The organism is Vibrio sp. 10N.222.52.B7 (assembly GCF_041474275.1).
In the GTDB taxonomy this organism is placed as follows: Bacteria; Pseudomonadota; Gammaproteobacteria; order Enterobacterales; family Vibrionaceae; genus Vibrio; species Vibrio crassostreae_C.
This window is the reverse complement of record NZ_JBFRTU010000032.1, coordinates 59,748-74,011: the sequence shown is the minus strand read 5'-3', so window position 1 is coordinate 74,011 and position 14,264 is coordinate 59,748. Positions and strand designations below refer to the sequence as shown.

Sequence of the window (14,264 nt, the reverse complement as noted above, 5' to 3'; positions counted from 1 at the left end):
CTCACTATTTAGGTCACACCTTCCTTCGCGGTGTATCCAAACAATAGTGCAAGTGGTTAGATGTGGGGTTGTCAAATCCGCGTTTGTTTCAGCCGAATAGCAACCCCACGATAACTAAAGTTGTTTGTTAGAACTTCCAAACAATCCCGACTTTAGAGAACCAAACCAATTGGTCCCCTGTCCAAGGTGCCGGGTCCGCGTGACGATCTTTCACCTGAATATCTGCCAAGAAAGAGAAGTGTTCGTTGATTGGTAAATCCGCGTATAACGCATAAACATCATAGTCAAAATGGTCGCGGTTATTTGGATCTGAACCCATGTCCAACGTACCTCTCTCATAACGCAGCTCTAGGTAGTTGCCGTTATCAAAGTTGAACTGCACCAAAGGCTTAACAGCAAACTCGACATAGTTGAAGTCATTGTGCTCTTCGACATAGATCACCTTTGCACCGATATTAATGCCGTTATCTAAGCGATATAGATACAGTGGCTCAGACTCAATGAATGCACCTCGACTACCCGGGCCTTGCCTTTCATCTTTGTAGCCAAGCTCTGCACTTAAGTGTAAGAAGTGGCGGCCAAAGCTAAGGTCAATTCCCGGTTTTGCCATGTATTTGTCATAATGCCATTCACCGATCGTTTTTTCGTACGACAACATCAAGTTGTAAGCAACGTTGTCATTTTGACGCCAGTAAAAACTTGGAATCAGCTCTGAATAATTACTCAATCCAGTACTTTCACCACCTCGGCTATGGTGTATTTCTTTAAGTACGTAACCCATACTGAAGTTATCCGTCACACGGGTGAAACCATCAGCGTAGATATAGTGAAGAAGCTCTTCATTGGGTTGATTTTCGTTATCAATGTGTTCGTATTCGATACCCGTTAGTGCACGAGTTCGAGGTGGCGCATTACTACTTTTGGCCGACTCCGTTTCCAGAATCAACTCGCGGTATTGATGGTCACTCCACAAACCCACTTCCACCTCTTCTTGCGCTTCATCAGCATAAGCAACGGATGGAATCGCAATTGCCATGAATGGGATAATGCTTGCTGCTTTGATAATGTTCACTGCTTTTTCAAAATTCACGACTCAAATCCTTTTCTATTTATTATTCGGTTCAAAGGTCTCGTACATATCCACGATGGCTGCGTAGTAATTTTTACTTTCTAGGTACTTACGCACATCTTGGTTGATAGCCGGTGAAAGGAAGGCACCGACAAACATACCTTGGTCTAGAGACAGAATTTTCGTCGAGGTTTCACCTTTGCCGTTTATCGCGTCATACCAGCCATATGGCGTTTCAAGTTGTGGGTAGTAGTCGATTACTGTGTTCAACAGTTTTACGGCTTCAAATGGATTCACCATGTAAGAAAGCGCTAGCGCATGAGGTGTACCGGTATCACCACCAGCAATATCAGTATTGTTAAAACGGACTTTAGACTCTGATAGCTCTGGGACACCGAATGCCGCATAACCATCGTCAACCGTTGCTGCGGACGACACGAAAGGAATTTGATGCTTGATAGCGTGGTACTTTTGGATCTCTGTCATATCTTCGATCATAGAGAAATCTGGGATCAATGAGCGTTCTTCCAACCAAATCATCGAAAGCATGCCTTGGAAGTAAGCACCATCCCAAGTCAACATAGGCGAATATTTTTTGCCATCGAGATAGTAGTCTTGCGTATATAACTCCATATCATTGAACGCTGTTTTCGGGACCGTATTTTCTGAGTTTTGAGTAATCAGGTGAGCCCAGACTGGGGCTAATCGACTCTCATTTGCCTTACGATCTATATGATATGATAGTGGCGCTTCTTTCTTCGTTGACCACCCAGAATAGAGCAGACCTCGGCTTTCATCATAGAGTGCTGACCAACCATCTGTTTGGCTCTTAAGAATAGACTCAACCTTAGCAACGACTTCTTTTTCGTCGGATTGCTTTGAGTCAAGATAAGCGCCGGCTACACCAGCAAGAGCAAATGCTAAGTTTGCGTTATCTACGGCGGGAACAATGCCATCTTTGTTTGGTTTCAGTTGCTCTCCCTCAATATCGTAAGGCCAGAAGAACAGACCTTTCCAAGTAGGAGCCCCTGCCAACGCATCCAGTGTTTCATGGATACGTATTAGTGCATCAGCATTGCCGTTTTTATGTGCTTCAACAAGCACATTTAGGTACAGGCCAATCTCTGTTGTGTTGACATAATAGTCGTGTTCAATCTGGCCATTTTTATCGACGAAAATCGTGTCGTATGGAACTTTGGCTTTTTGATCAACACCTACGCCATCAACAAAGAAGTCCAAGTTTCTTTGTAAATGTTGTTCAAACCCTACTGGGTAGAGCTGTGGATTAACGGTAAGTTCGGTGATTGTGACATCAGCGAACGCAGACATGCTAGCCATGAGGGTACAGGTAGCTAAAAGGCTTTTTTTTATCATTTCTCGTATCGACCTTTGTGTATAAACGTTTCACAACGGATATTCCCATCTGAGTAACACTGTCAGCAATGTGGTCATTTACCTTTTGTGATTATGGGATTACCCGAACAAAATTTAATGCTTAAACCTTTAAGCATTTAAGCTAAACATGTGAGAGAGTTATCATGTTTTCTGTAGATAATTAGAGAGCGAGTGAGGCAATATCGCTGTTACGGCAAGGTTACAAATAAAAAGGATACATAAGTCGTTTATACAAAAAGCAGAAAATACATTGATCACACCACTTTTGTGAAAGCCATACAAAACAAGCCAACCCCGTAAACGGAAGTTGGCTTGTATGACGTTAAACTGAACTTTAAACTACAGGTTGTCGTTAAAACTCGTACTGGAAGTAAACCGTGTTGTAGTTACTACCGCCTTTGATACGACCATACTGAGAGGATTTTTCAAAGATTGCAGAACGGTGATGCAATGAATAACCGAACCATAAGTTGTTCAAGTCATTCTTACCAATCAAGTCGCCAACGTTGACATCGAATGAGAAGTCTAAGTAGTTCAATAGATGGCTTGCGGTGTAACCTTTACGGTCCATCTCAGAGCCTTCGATATAGGTAATCGAATCGATGTAAGACATACCTTCTGCCACACCAACACGCCACTGAGTTGGCCAATCAAAGGTGTAGTACGCCTTGATTGCGATAATGTATTCGGTGCTGCTCGATTGAACGTCTGAACTCCAGTGGTGCGCAATACCTGGGGTTAAATAGATATCCAGTGGCAAACCGAAGATCTCATCGGTTAACGGGTGTCCATAGAAGAACGAGGTCAACTGGTTGTTGTATTCGTCTTTTTCTCTATTGAACTTCATGATGTCGCCAATATTGGATGGCGTTCCCCAGCCGTGTGCGACACGTAAGTAAGGCGCATTGCTCAGTTTAGGTTTTGGCGCTTTCTCTTTGTCGTTAAAGAAACCAAAGCCAAGGTACAATTCCCCCTGATAACGGTCTTCAACAATCGAAGAATCGTAAGCGTTATCGTCCAATCGAGTCACACTGGTTGAACCCAATAAGTACAAGTTAGAAACCACATGGTAACGCGTTTCAACACCAACATTTAAGTCAACACCAGCACCAATGGTTTCATTAGATGCGGAGTAATACTCACTGTTAAAATCAGCACTTTTATAACGCAGCGTCGCGCTCGGGTAAAACTCCCAATCTCCAGTTTCATATTTGGCTTTAGCTCGTAAGTTACCGTGGAAGTTGTATTCACTGTCGCTCATTAACTCCGTCTCGACAGACCAAGAATCATCAAGTTGGTAGGTCAGTTGAGCACCAAAGTCCGCCGTATCGCCTTCAATCGCGTTCTGCTCAGATGCAGGAATATCAATAAAGCGCATGCGAGAGATAGCATTGAAAGACCACTTCTCATCGTCAGTTTGATAGAGGTATGCCCCCATCTCAGTACCGTCAATAAACACATAATCGTTCTTGAAAAACAGCATCGGTACGAATGAGCTAACCGATTGGTCGCCACCAGACGTGTCATAAGGGATGCTTGCTGTACGGAACATTGCAGCGATGCCCCACTCTTGCTCTTCAGCGGCCCACGCATTAGCACTTACGAAAATGCCACTTAGGAAAGCGCTACCTAGTAAAACCAATCCAGATGAAGGAAGAGTCGGTAAATATTTGAGCTTCATTCTTGTGTAATTACTCTTTGAAAAAAATATTGTTTTACTGATTAGACATTTATTAACCATGACGGCTAACTATTTTTAGGTTTGCTCGGCATTGACCGTTACAATGTAGAATATTCTCGGTTAAATGAAAGTATTGTGAAAGTCTCCGAATTACAAAACATTATAGATCACTTACCCAAAGATTCCGATCCAGATATTGTTATGGGTGAGGCGTGGTTGCCTGAGCGTTTGGTGGATACCAACCTAGACGGTGACATGCTATTTCTTGAATTCGATAATGCCCCTGAAGACAATCAAGGGGATGAAGAAGGCCGTGGCTTTGTTGAGCACGAGATTGCTATGATTCGAGAAAAGCTCGAACTGTTATTAGACGAGCCTTCCGATACCAAGACCAAAGCCGATGCCCTATTGGCAATATTTCTAATGGGCCATGAACTTTCTAGCTCAGAAGTTATCGAAGTTCTTGAATCAACAGAATCTGAAACGACAGAGCCTGAGATTGCAGAGCATAATCAACAGAATCTGACTCAGTAGAATTTGAAGCATCAACGCTTGGAACCACAAAGCCAGACACGAACAAGCTCGAAACAAAAGAACACCACGACGACTAGCCACCAACGATTTTAGGTACCGTATTGAAACCCTCTACGACATCATCTCTTCCCCTGTTACTCGCCGGACCCATTTTAAGAAAAACCACCGCGACTGAAGTGGTACTTTGGTTAGCCACCAGCTCGCCTCTTACAGGCAGAGCCGAGCTTCATACTCAAGAAATAGACGATTCTGAAGCAGCACAAGACCAGCCGTTTTATACCTCATCGCTTGAAGAACATGATTCGATTCAAATCGGTACACATGCGTGGATAACGCTAATTCGCTTACAAGGTGAGTTTCCGACTAATACGCTGCTTGAATATGACATTCACACAGAGTCAGGTTCACTAAAAGAGCTCGCCCATCACCTTGTTTACAACGGTAAATCTCGCGTTGAGTTTAAGATATCGACCTCAGCTGATTACATTCTTCATGGCTCTTGCCGCAACCCGCATCATCCAAGCAAAGACAGCCTAGTTGCAGCCGATAACAAGATGGCCGATCAAACCGTCGCTGAAAGACCCGACATGCTGATGATGAGCGGCGATCAGATCTACGCCGACCATGTGGCAGGCCCAACACTTGATGCTATTCAACAAGTGATTCACCTGCTTGGCCTTGTAGGCGAAAGCTTACCGACTGACTCGCAAATTAAACAAATCAACAACAGTGACGCTCTGTATAACAGTGAATACCACTTATACCAGCGTCATCACTATTTGCCGCACCACACAGCTTCAGAATCCATGCTCGATAAGTTATTCCCGAACCGTGGCGTGCCGATTTTTAGCTCTACCGATTGTGAAAACCACTTGGTCACGCTGTCTGAGTTTATCGCGATGTACTTATTGGTTTGGTCTCCGACACTGTGGCAATGCGTCAATCGAGAGCGTTTAATTGAGAATAACTTCACTCAAGGTGGACGCCAATTAACACCGACTGAGCAGCAACAATGGCGTGATGAAAGCGTCATCATGGATGATTTCATTGCTGGCTTACCGCAAGTGCAACGTCTGTTCGCGCATATTCCAACGTACATGATCTTCGATGATCACGATGTGACGGATGATTGGAACCTTACCGTGGGTTGGGAGCATGCCGTCGACCAAAACCAGTTCGCGACCCAAGTCATTGGTAACGGCCTTGCGGCTTACTGGATGTGTCAAGGTTGGGGTAACAAACCGGAGAGCTTCGATGAAACGTTTATCGAGCAAGCAAAACAGCTTTTTGTCGCTCAACCGCTCATTACTAAACAACCGCGCATTAGTAAACAAACTCATAATGAAGCCGGCAATGCAGCGACTACTCACTCTATTGGCAACATCGAGCCAGACAAGCATCAAGCCTTTATTGAGATGCTGAGTCGCTTTGAAGAGTGGCATTACACAATAGATACCTCACCCAAAGTCATTGTGTTGGATACTCGTACGCGTCGTTGGCGTTCAGAGTCACGCATGAACAAGCCTTCAGGTTTAATGGACTGGGAAGCCTTGATTGAGTTTCAACATCAGTTAATGAATCAAGATAAAGTGGTGATCGTTTCTGCTGCACCGATGTTTGGCGTGAAGTTTATTGAAACACTGCAAAAGATGGCGACCACAATCGGCAAGCCATTAGTGATTGACGCTGAAAACTGGATGGCACATCCGGGCAGTGCTAATACGCTGATTAGCATCTTTACACATACCAAAACACCAACCAACTTTGTGGTACTTTCTGGTGACGTTCACTACTCCTTCGCTTATGACATCAAGCTTAGGTATCGTCGCAACAGCCCGAACATCTATCAAATCACCTGCAGTGGTATTAAAAATCAGTTCCCTGCTCCGCTGCTTAAATTCTGCGATGTATGGGACCGCCTGTTATACAGCCCTCGCTCAGTTTTGAACTACTTCACTAAGCGTAAACGCTTGAAGATCGAAAAGCGAAGCCCTGACAATCAGACCTTCTATCGCCTTTCAAACCGCAGTGCGATTGGAGAATTGAGGCTAGACACTGATGGGAAACCGCAATCGATCACGACACTCAGTGGCGACGGTAAAATTACCCGTTTCCCAGAGCCCGATTGATAAAATGCTCCTTATCGCTCGCGTATCCGTAATGTCAGTTTTTAGTAAAGACGCTTGCGATCACACTCTGTAGACCCAATAGTTATGCTTATGCTTATGCTTATGCTTATGGTTATAGTTGATAGCTATCAGCGTTACGGAACTCGATACAAATTTTAACTGGAGCTCGTTATGTTCAATTCTCTCACATCAATGTTTAAACAATTGATTGAAGGCCAGGACCTAAGCAAAAACCAAGGCACATCACCTAATATCGCCATCGCGAGTTTGTTGTGTGAAGTCGCGGGTGCCGACCATCAGATCAATGAATCAGAAAGAGTCGCTAAGCTACAGCTTCTGCAGCGTTTGCTGGATTTAGATGAAGAACAAGCAAAGGTACTGCTCGCGCAAGCAGAGCCGAAAGTAGAGCAATCAGTATCGCTGTATGACTTTACATCGCAACTCAGAGACCTATCTCAGCCAGTGCGAATCGACTTAATCAAAGCGATGTGGGAAGTAGCGCATGCCGACGGGGAAATTGACCCTATCGAAGATTCTGTGATCCGTAAAACAGCGGAGCTGCTCTACGTTGACCACAGTGACTTTATCAAGACTAAGCTGAACGTACTCGGTAAAAGCTAACCAAAGGCTCTCTACTAGCATTAAGCCTCTGTATTAGCGTAAGCGGTCGCCATGCATGATGCCTTTGAGCTCTAACGGCGTGCCCTTCTTAGTGACATAAAGGCCGCGCTGATTCGATACCAACACACTGCGCTTGCCTTGTGTTTGTTGAATGTATAAATGCTTGATATTGAATGTCTGCTTATCTTGGGCCTGATCCTGGTCTAATTGATAAAGGTAGTAATGATTCCCCCAGCGCAAGAACACACCAAACATTTGCTTGGTTTGAGCGACATTCCCATCCATGTCATAGCCAATGTACTGCATTTTGACTCGACCATTTTCCAATCGGAGCGAGATTCTCTCCCACCCGACCATCGGGTATTCCGCAGAAAATCGATAGGTACTTTTGGTTGCGAGCCCAGAGATTAAGCCTGCATTTAGAATCACAAACAGCGTCAATAAGATAGGCATCCAAAACTTACGATTCATACTTATTGCCCTCGCTCATTGTTATTGTCGACTTCGCAAGAGACAGTTTTAAACTGATGGCTTATCTCTTTCCAATGTCCATTTATCAAGGCGACGGCTTGGATATTTTGACACCCAACACCAATGCGATGCAGATAGAGCGAATCAACACCGAGCTCTGACACGGCATCCAGCTCTGTTATGACTTCTTCATCAAAATTCAAACTGTCGTGATAAACATCCATACCTCGGTACGCACTCTTATCTATAAAAAAAGCAAACTGATAAAACAGCATGAGAAGAAGCGCGCTGACTACCATTCCGGCAATACGAGATTGGTGACGAGCGATAAAGTGCTTCGCCTTGAACTGACGTGATTGTGGATCCTGTTGCTTTGATTGCCCAGCTTGTTGGTTCATGCCTGAAGGCTTAAACGGTGTCGGTAATGTTAACTCATCAACGATGGTGGTTTTCTCTGAAACGATGGCGGCTTTCTCTGAAAACGCAGCTTCAACATGCGCTTCAGCGGTAGGTATTGGCATCGATAAATAACTACCGACCTGTTTCAAACGGCGTTGTTAATGATATGGACACTTCCACCCACCGTCTAAACTTATAGTCGGTAACATAAATGAGGAAGAGACCATGACCATTGCAACTTTAGGTATCGACTTAGCTAAATCTTCTTTTGCTCTTCACGGAGTAGATTCATCAGGCAAAGTTCTTTTGAAGAAAAATATCAGCAGAAAGAAGTTGTCCGAAACGTTGACCAATATGCCTCCTTGTCTTGTTGGTATGGAAGCTTGCTCCAGTGCTCATTATTGGGCAAGAGTATTCAAGCAATTTGGTCATGACGTTAAACTTATGCCTCCGCAGTTTGTTAAGCCCTATGTGAAATCAAATAAGAACGATACCGCTGATGCTGAAGCAATCTGTGAAGCGGTAACTCGCCCTAACATGCGTTTCGTACCTATAAAATCGATTGAACAGCAATCAATCCTTTCTGTTCACAAAGCTAGAGAAAGGTTAGTTTCAATGAAAACTGGCCAAACTAATCAATTACGTGGGTTGCTGGCTGAGTTTGGTCTTGTCTTTCCTAAAGGAAGTGCATCACTTAACAAGCAGCTCCCTCTGGTTTTAGAGGATGCTGAAAATAATTTGACGCCACCGATTCGCTGCGTGGTTACTCATTTAAAAGAACTAATTGATGAGCTTTCTTCACGAATTAGTGCGTTAACAAAAGAAATTGAACAATGGCACAGTACGAATGTTGATTCTAAAAGAATCGCAGAGATCCCTGGAATTGGCCCTATAACTGCCACCGCACTTGTTGCAAGTATAGGTGACCCCGCATCTTTTAATAATGGACGGCAGGTATCTGCATGGATTGGACTTGTACCTAAGCAGTTTTCAACGGGTGGCAAACAAGTATTGCTTGGTATAAGCAAGCGGGGGGATGGCTATTTACGAAGACTACTAGTGCATGGTGCAAGAGCTGTTCTTGGGCACTTAAAGCAACAGCCAACCACTTATACTCACCGCTGGTTGAATGACTTACTGAAACGAAAACACAAGAATGTTGCAATAGTCGCACTAGCTAATCGGAATGCTCGAATTGCATGGGCTTTATTGGCTAATCAGCAACACTATAATCCTGAATTACTATCTATCTAAAATTGCGCATGAAGTGGAAATGAGAAAACAGGTAAGACCGTGAGTATGGAACTCTGATTTGATCTTAGGACTTTCAAGTTCGTGTTGTTGATAAGAGCATGCTCAGCGGAAATCATTAAGAGTCCTTGAACTCGGATATATGTCTGCAATCTTTTACCTAAAACTTTCAGATTTACTACTTGCCAATAGGAAGTGTCCATATATGATCAAATCAGCTTGAAGATCAACGACACCATATGTAGCTAGCCGTTAGCTTCTAACGGGCATACCTAGTCCTATGACTTTGTTAATCGCTTTGACATTCGCCATGATTTCGCCCACTTGAGCGTTGTAACATCTCAAGCTCAATTTATCGCTTGTTAGTCCTTTATATCGGGACATAGCAGTCTCAGATATTGAACGATAGTGATAACCAGACTCTGTTTTCCATTCCGATATTGTTCCATCTCTCAGAGCCATTACCGCTTTGTTTCTGGGATGACCGTCTTCCCAAAGAGCTGCATTCTTTCGAGGCGGTATTAACGGAGTACAGCCTTTATTTTTCAGAGTCTCGTGGCAATTTTTTGTGTCATATGCTCCATCGGCGGATACGGCAGCGACCTTTCTACGTAGTGGGTTGAGTAACGTCGGTAACACTTCACTATCGCCTACATTTACAAGACTGACTTCCGCACTAATCGCTTCGTGAGTATCCACATCCACAGCTAAGTGCAGTTTGCGCCATGTCCTACGTTTTTCTGTACCATGCTTTTTCACTTTCCACTCCCCCTCACCAAAGACTTTGAGGCCAGTAGAATCAATGGCTATATGGCGAATAGCCCCTCTCGATTTATTGCGATATTTGACCTGAACTGTCTTCGAGCGTTTACTGATACAGGTGTAGTCAGGAGACGTTAGTGGAACATCTAATAGCTCAAAGATAGAGTCGATAAAGCCTTGAAGAGCACGTAAAGGAAGAGAGAAGATGCCCTTAATCATCAAGGCGGTTTCAATCGCTGTATCAGAGTACTGAAAGCCTCTCCCACGCTTACCATGATGAGTTTTGCATCGCCATGCATCTACGGCTGAATCATCTATCCAGAATGTAACCGAACCACGTTTACAAAGAGCCTTATTGTACTCCGTCCAGTTAGTTATCTTCTTGTTTGCTTTACCCATATCACCACCATTCCAATCGTTTCAAATGATCAGATCACAGGACTTGGAAAAGGTTCAACTAATTTAGGCAACAACGCCGTTTCAAACCATTGAAGCTATACCCTTCCTTTTGAACCGTTAAGATTTTGCAATCACACTCAAATGAATTTAATGCCGTGCGAATGTTCTTAACCGCGACATTAAGTGAACTGCCCGGCCAGCAATGCTCAAGTAAAAAGTCTCGACCAACGGCTTTTGGGCTGTTCTTCACTAGATGCTCAAGAATCAGGCCTTCTGAGGGGGATAAGGTGACCCGCTTACCAGATTCCGAATCAATGAGTGTGTTATTAATCAACTCGATGCCCGAAGCGTCTAAGGTGATTTTTTCATGGCTATTGGCGTTCATTTCGGCGAGGTGTTCATAAATAAAAAGGTCATCAAAAAAGTGTTTGTTTGGTCGAACTAATAGCAAACCATACATAGAAAAGAGTAGTGATAAGTTTAGCCAATAATTAAGCTAAATATAAGCTCAGCGAGTAACAATATAAAATAGCAACAAGGTGAGTCAGTCACGTAAACTCACTCACCTTTAAACATAGCCAAGGTTTAACTCTAAACTTGCCATGGCCCCATACTAAGATCTCGTCGTTACGCAATCTGAAAACGAGGTCACAATTCTGTTTTAGCGAAATTAAAGTTCCAGTTTGAATCCAAGTTCACTAACCATAACTTCAGCGAAGCCTAACTTTACTGCATTCAACTGATTAGCAACTTCGCGTGCTTGCTCTTCGTTTTTAGCCAATATAGCCATGGAATAGACAGGCCTGATCATCGCTTTTTGGTTTGGCTTCTCTTGTGCTATTTGTTTTGGGTGAACTAACGCTACCATCTAGCTCTGCCTAATCAAGGTCGAAACCTGCGATTTAATATTAATTAAAGCGCTTCTGACATTTATTAAGAATTAACATTCTTTTCATTCTGTTTGTGTTGATGTAAAAACCGATACCCACCACCTATTGAACAAGAGAAATACCAGTCAAATGTCTCTTATTACAGATTCAACTTTCCTCACTCAGCATTCGTGAAAACTGAATCCAATTCCCTATCAAATCTCATTATCAGGCCGTCATTTATTCGTTATCGTCAGATTGATTCTCTAATTGAGATGCTGATATACAATTAATTTCAAACCACATCAAAAAATCAAATTTTTCCTTTTTTATCAAAAACATAAAAACTGGCACAGTCATTGCTCTTTAAGTTTTACACGGCCTCAATTAATTACGGAAGATTATGATGATGAAATTAAAAACACTCCTCTTAACATCGGTCACATCAATGTCTCTCATCGCCTGCGGTGGTGGCGGGTCCGGCAGTTCTGGTGGCGGAGGTGGTGCAAGCGGCTCAACTGACAGCGCTGCGAGTCCTGCCGCAACAGCTGCCAATACGACTTTTGTTGATATTGCTGTACCGGACAGTTTTGAGTGGCGTGGAACGGCTTCGCGAACAATGAGCGTCATTGTCGTCAGTAGTTTTTCATACAAAGACGGTGAGCCGGCTCCAATTCGCGGTTCCCACATCATCAAACTATACAGCGTGACCTCAGACCAAACAGATTCTCAAGCCTTCTACTCTGGTATGTCGAACCGCGATGGTGAATTAGTGAGTGACTTTAGCATTCCAACCAACTGGGAAGGATTGGAAATCGTTGCTCAGGTGCGTGGTCAAGAGTGTAGAAGTACCGTTGACCTAGATAACGTCACTACTGATTTGCTAGTTTCTTGCGACATTGTTCTGGATTCTGACTAAGGATAGCTGCCATGAAAAATATTAAAAAATCTCTAATGGTGATGGGTTCAGTCGCTATGTGTTCTTTCTCGCAACAGACGTTTGCAGCTGCAACAGAAAACACAACAACCACTAACGGTGATGGCTCAATAACAGTGACTCAAAAGATCGATGCAAGTAGTACCTCACCACATTACATCGCGCCTTCTGGTTATGGTTTCGACATCTACAGCCGAGCAAACGAAGACTACTCTTGGCAACATAATTTAACGGTCCCTGATGGCGCACAGATTACCGCAGCGACACTCACTATTTACGCTTATGATGTTGATTCAGAAGCACACCACGGAGAAAACGGAGAATACGACAGTATCGCTGTTGACGGTTCTTTACTTACTCCCGGGTTCTTACAAGGTACCAACAATAACTGGTCGACAACCGTTTTTGACCTCCCTATCGCTTCACTTGACGACAGTCTTGTGAATGTAGACCTAGATATTGATGTGAATAACGACGGTTGGCTAACCACGCTGGATTACAGCCTTATCAGTGTTACTTATGTCACCATTGCTAATACCCCTCCTTCTACACCAACTCTAAGTCGCAGCACTGGACTCGGTGATAATGACGACTTGGTTGTGACAGTAACCGGTCCAACACCGGAAGACCCAGACGGTGATTCTGTAACTTATAGCTACCGTTGGTTTGTCGATGTAGGTCAAGGGTTCTATGTGGATGATGAGTTTGTCGGAAAAAATGACAACAGTAATGCCACGTTGCCGGCCAGTGAAACTGAAGTTGGAGAACTTTGGAAGGTTCAGGTCATCGCTATTGACCAGAATGGGCTGATCAGTGAAATCGCTGAGATTGCATGGCCTTCAATTGGGGATAGTGACGGTGATGGTGTATCAGATGCAAACGACTACGCACCAAACGATCCGACAATCGCTTTCTATAGCCGAACACCAACCAGTGGATGGTACACATTAGCCTACGAAGATTTATGGCCAAATGAGGGTGACTACGATCTGAATGACTTTGTTAGCCACTACGCATTAGGTGTTTATACAAACGCGAATAACCAAATAACTCGTTTTGATTACTACGGCCAAGCTATTGCTCGTGGAGCGGCTGAAGACAATGGTTTCGCTATTTCGTTAGCAGGGCTTGAAGACACGGATGTCACTTCACTGACCAAAACATACAACGGCTCTACCGCAGCGTTAACACCAGAGGCCGGTCACTCAGGCGAGTTGGTATTTGTTGTGATTGATAGTGTCGCGGCGATGCTGCCAAGTACAAGCACTTATAGCTTTTACAACACAGAGTCAGGTGATGCACGAAGCTTAATCGATTACAGTGTCTCGCTGGTGATTGATGGTTCAATTCCTGCGCTAAGCAATACGGATTTTAACCCGTTCATATACAAAGGCAACGCGAGAGGTAGAGAGATTCACTTGATGAACTATCCAAATACAGATGTAGCAGATACCGCAATATTCGGTGCTGGTGATGATGATACAGTAACAAGTGAAGGTGAATACTATCAAAACACGACTGGCCACCCATGGGCTCTAGATATCCCAGGCCAATGGTCTCACCCATACGAACGTATTGATACTTGTGAAGCATATGAACATCTAACCACGTGGGCAGAGTCTGGCGGTACACTTCAAACGGACTGGTTCACATCACCGACAGGGTCGAAGGTATGGTAAGTAACTCGAGCTTGGTCATTAAAAAATGAGTTAATCTTTAGAAATACCGATAAAAATTAAACCAAAAA

General features: G+C 43.8%; 12 protein-coding genes and 2 pseudogenes. 6 read left to right on the top strand and 8 right to left on the bottom strand.

The features are described from left to right. Nucleotides 1-127: 127 nt before the first annotated feature. The 3 genes from AB4512_RS11185 to AB4512_RS11175 all read right to left on the bottom strand — a co-directional run bounded on the left by AB4512_RS11185 (nt 128) and on the right by AB4512_RS11175 (nt 4,145). The gene (locus AB4512_RS11185; protein ID WP_372148591.1) at nt 128-1,090 is read right to left on the bottom strand and encodes a hypothetical protein; all 963 of its coding nucleotides are present in this window, start codon (nt 1,088-1,090) and stop codon (nt 128-130) included. 15 nt (nt 1,091-1,105) lie between these two features. Continuing rightward, a complete protein-coding gene (locus AB4512_RS11180) occupies nt 1,106-2,398 on the bottom strand; it encodes a hypothetical protein (protein WP_372148588.1) in 1,293 nt (430 codons plus the stop codon). Nucleotides 2,399-2,816: 418 nt separating this feature from the next. Continuing rightward, nucleotides 2,817-4,145, bottom strand: a complete 1,329-nt coding sequence (locus AB4512_RS11175) for a MipA/OmpV family protein (RefSeq protein ID WP_017070881.1) — start codon at nt 4,143-4,145, stop codon at nt 2,817-2,819. Between the two features lie 81 nt (nt 4,146-4,226). On the opposite strand from AB4512_RS11175, the gene AB4512_RS11170 reads away from it, so the two are divergent. From AB4512_RS11170 to AB4512_RS11160, 3 genes are all read left to right on the top strand, one after another. Further along, on the top strand, nt 4,227-4,679 hold the full coding sequence (locus tag AB4512_RS11170; protein WP_102428589.1) for a hypothetical protein: 453 nt from the start codon (nt 4,227-4,229) through the stop codon (nt 4,677-4,679). A 101-nt stretch (nt 4,680-4,780) separates the two neighbouring features. Further along, nucleotides 4,781-6,808: an alkaline phosphatase family protein gene (locus AB4512_RS11165; RefSeq protein WP_372174914.1), complete on the top strand. Its 2,028-nt coding sequence runs from the start codon at nt 4,781-4,783 to the stop codon at nt 6,806-6,808. 171 nt (nt 6,809-6,979) lie between these two features. Next, entirely contained in the window at nt 6,980-7,429 is a 450-nt protein-coding gene (locus AB4512_RS11160) for a TerB family tellurite resistance protein (RefSeq protein WP_048609171.1), read from the top strand. A gap of 33 nt (nt 7,430-7,462) precedes the next feature. Here the strand turns inward: AB4512_RS11160 and AB4512_RS11155 are convergent, their stop codons facing one another. After that, on the bottom strand, nt 7,463-7,900 hold the full coding sequence (locus AB4512_RS11155; RefSeq protein WP_372174913.1) for a hypothetical protein: 438 nt from the start codon (nt 7,898-7,900) through the stop codon (nt 7,463-7,465). A gap of 2 nt (nt 7,901-7,902) precedes the next feature. Then, nucleotides 7,903-8,448 (bottom strand): annotated as a pseudogene (locus AB4512_RS11150) (helix-turn-helix domain-containing protein); the annotation flags it as partial. A gap of 76 nt (nt 8,449-8,524) precedes the next feature. Here AB4512_RS11150 and AB4512_RS11145 point away from each other — a divergent pair. After that, nucleotides 8,525-9,553, top strand: a complete 1,029-nt coding sequence (locus AB4512_RS11145; RefSeq protein WP_017065108.1) for an IS110 family transposase — start codon at nt 8,525-8,527, stop codon at nt 9,551-9,553. Nucleotides 9,554-9,802: 249 nt separating this feature from the next. On the opposite strand, the gene AB4512_RS11140 is transcribed toward AB4512_RS11145, so the two are convergent. The 3 genes and pseudogenes from AB4512_RS11140 to AB4512_RS11130 form a co-directional block, all read right to left on the bottom strand. Further along, nucleotides 9,803-10,711 (bottom strand): IS5 family transposase, encoded by a 909-nt coding sequence (locus tag AB4512_RS11140; RefSeq protein ID WP_017065109.1) that lies wholly within the window; start codon nt 10,709-10,711, stop codon nt 9,803-9,805. Nucleotides 10,712-10,787: 76 nt separating this feature from the next. After that, nucleotides 10,788-11,171: pseudogene (locus tag AB4512_RS11135) on the bottom strand (transcriptional regulator); the annotation flags it as partial. Nucleotides 11,172-11,381: 210 nt separating this feature from the next. Further along, nucleotides 11,382-11,579: a hypothetical protein gene (locus AB4512_RS11130; protein WP_372129974.1), complete on the bottom strand. Its 198-nt coding sequence runs from the start codon at nt 11,577-11,579 to the stop codon at nt 11,382-11,384. Nucleotides 11,580-11,983: 404 nt separating this feature from the next. On the opposite strand from AB4512_RS11130, the gene AB4512_RS11125 reads away from it, so the two are divergent. Together AB4512_RS11125 and AB4512_RS11120 are read left to right on the top strand one after the other, a co-directional pair. Continuing rightward, the gene (locus AB4512_RS11125) at nt 11,984-12,499 is read left to right on the top strand and encodes a hypothetical protein (RefSeq protein ID WP_016789494.1); all 516 of its coding nucleotides are present in this window, start codon (nt 11,984-11,986) and stop codon (nt 12,497-12,499) included. A gap of 11 nt (nt 12,500-12,510) precedes the next feature. Beyond that, nucleotides 12,511-14,196 carry an LruC domain-containing protein gene (locus AB4512_RS11120; protein ID WP_102321042.1) on the top strand — a complete coding sequence of 562 codons (1,686 nt, stop codon included), beginning with the start codon at nt 12,511-12,513 and terminating at the stop codon, nt 14,194-14,196. The last annotated feature ends 68 nt before the right edge of the window (nt 14,197-14,264 follow it).

Bases quoted from the DNA above. Each gene is read 5' to 3' on its own strand.
- AB4512_RS11155 (WP_372174913.1), bottom strand. From the start codon at position 7,900: ATGAATCGTAAGTTTTGGATGCCTATCTTATTGACGCTGTTTGTGATT.
- AB4512_RS11175 (WP_017070881.1), bottom strand. From the start codon at position 4,145: ATGAAGCTCAAATATTTACCGACTCTTCCTTCATCTGGATTGGTTTTA.
- AB4512_RS11120 (WP_102321042.1), top strand. From the start codon at position 12,511: ATGAAAAATATTAAAAAATCTCTAATGGTGATGGGTTCAGTCGCTATG.
- AB4512_RS11130 (WP_372129974.1), bottom strand. From the start codon at position 11,579: ATGGTAGCGTTAGTTCACCCAAAACAAATAGCACAAGAGAAGCCAAAC.
- AB4512_RS11140 (WP_017065109.1), bottom strand. From the start codon at position 10,711: ATGGGTAAAGCAAACAAGAAGATAACTAACTGGACGGAGTACAATAAG.
- AB4512_RS11160 (WP_048609171.1), top strand. From the start codon at position 6,980: ATGTTCAATTCTCTCACATCAATGTTTAAACAATTGATTGAAGGCCAG.
- AB4512_RS11125 (WP_016789494.1), top strand. From the start codon at position 11,984: ATGATGATGAAATTAAAAACACTCCTCTTAACATCGGTCACATCAATG.
- AB4512_RS11180 (WP_372148588.1), bottom strand. From the start codon at position 2,398: ATGTCTGCGTTCGCTGATGTCACAATCACCGAACTTACCGTTAATCCA.
- AB4512_RS11145 (WP_017065108.1), top strand. From the start codon at position 8,525: ATGACCATTGCAACTTTAGGTATCGACTTAGCTAAATCTTCTTTTGCT.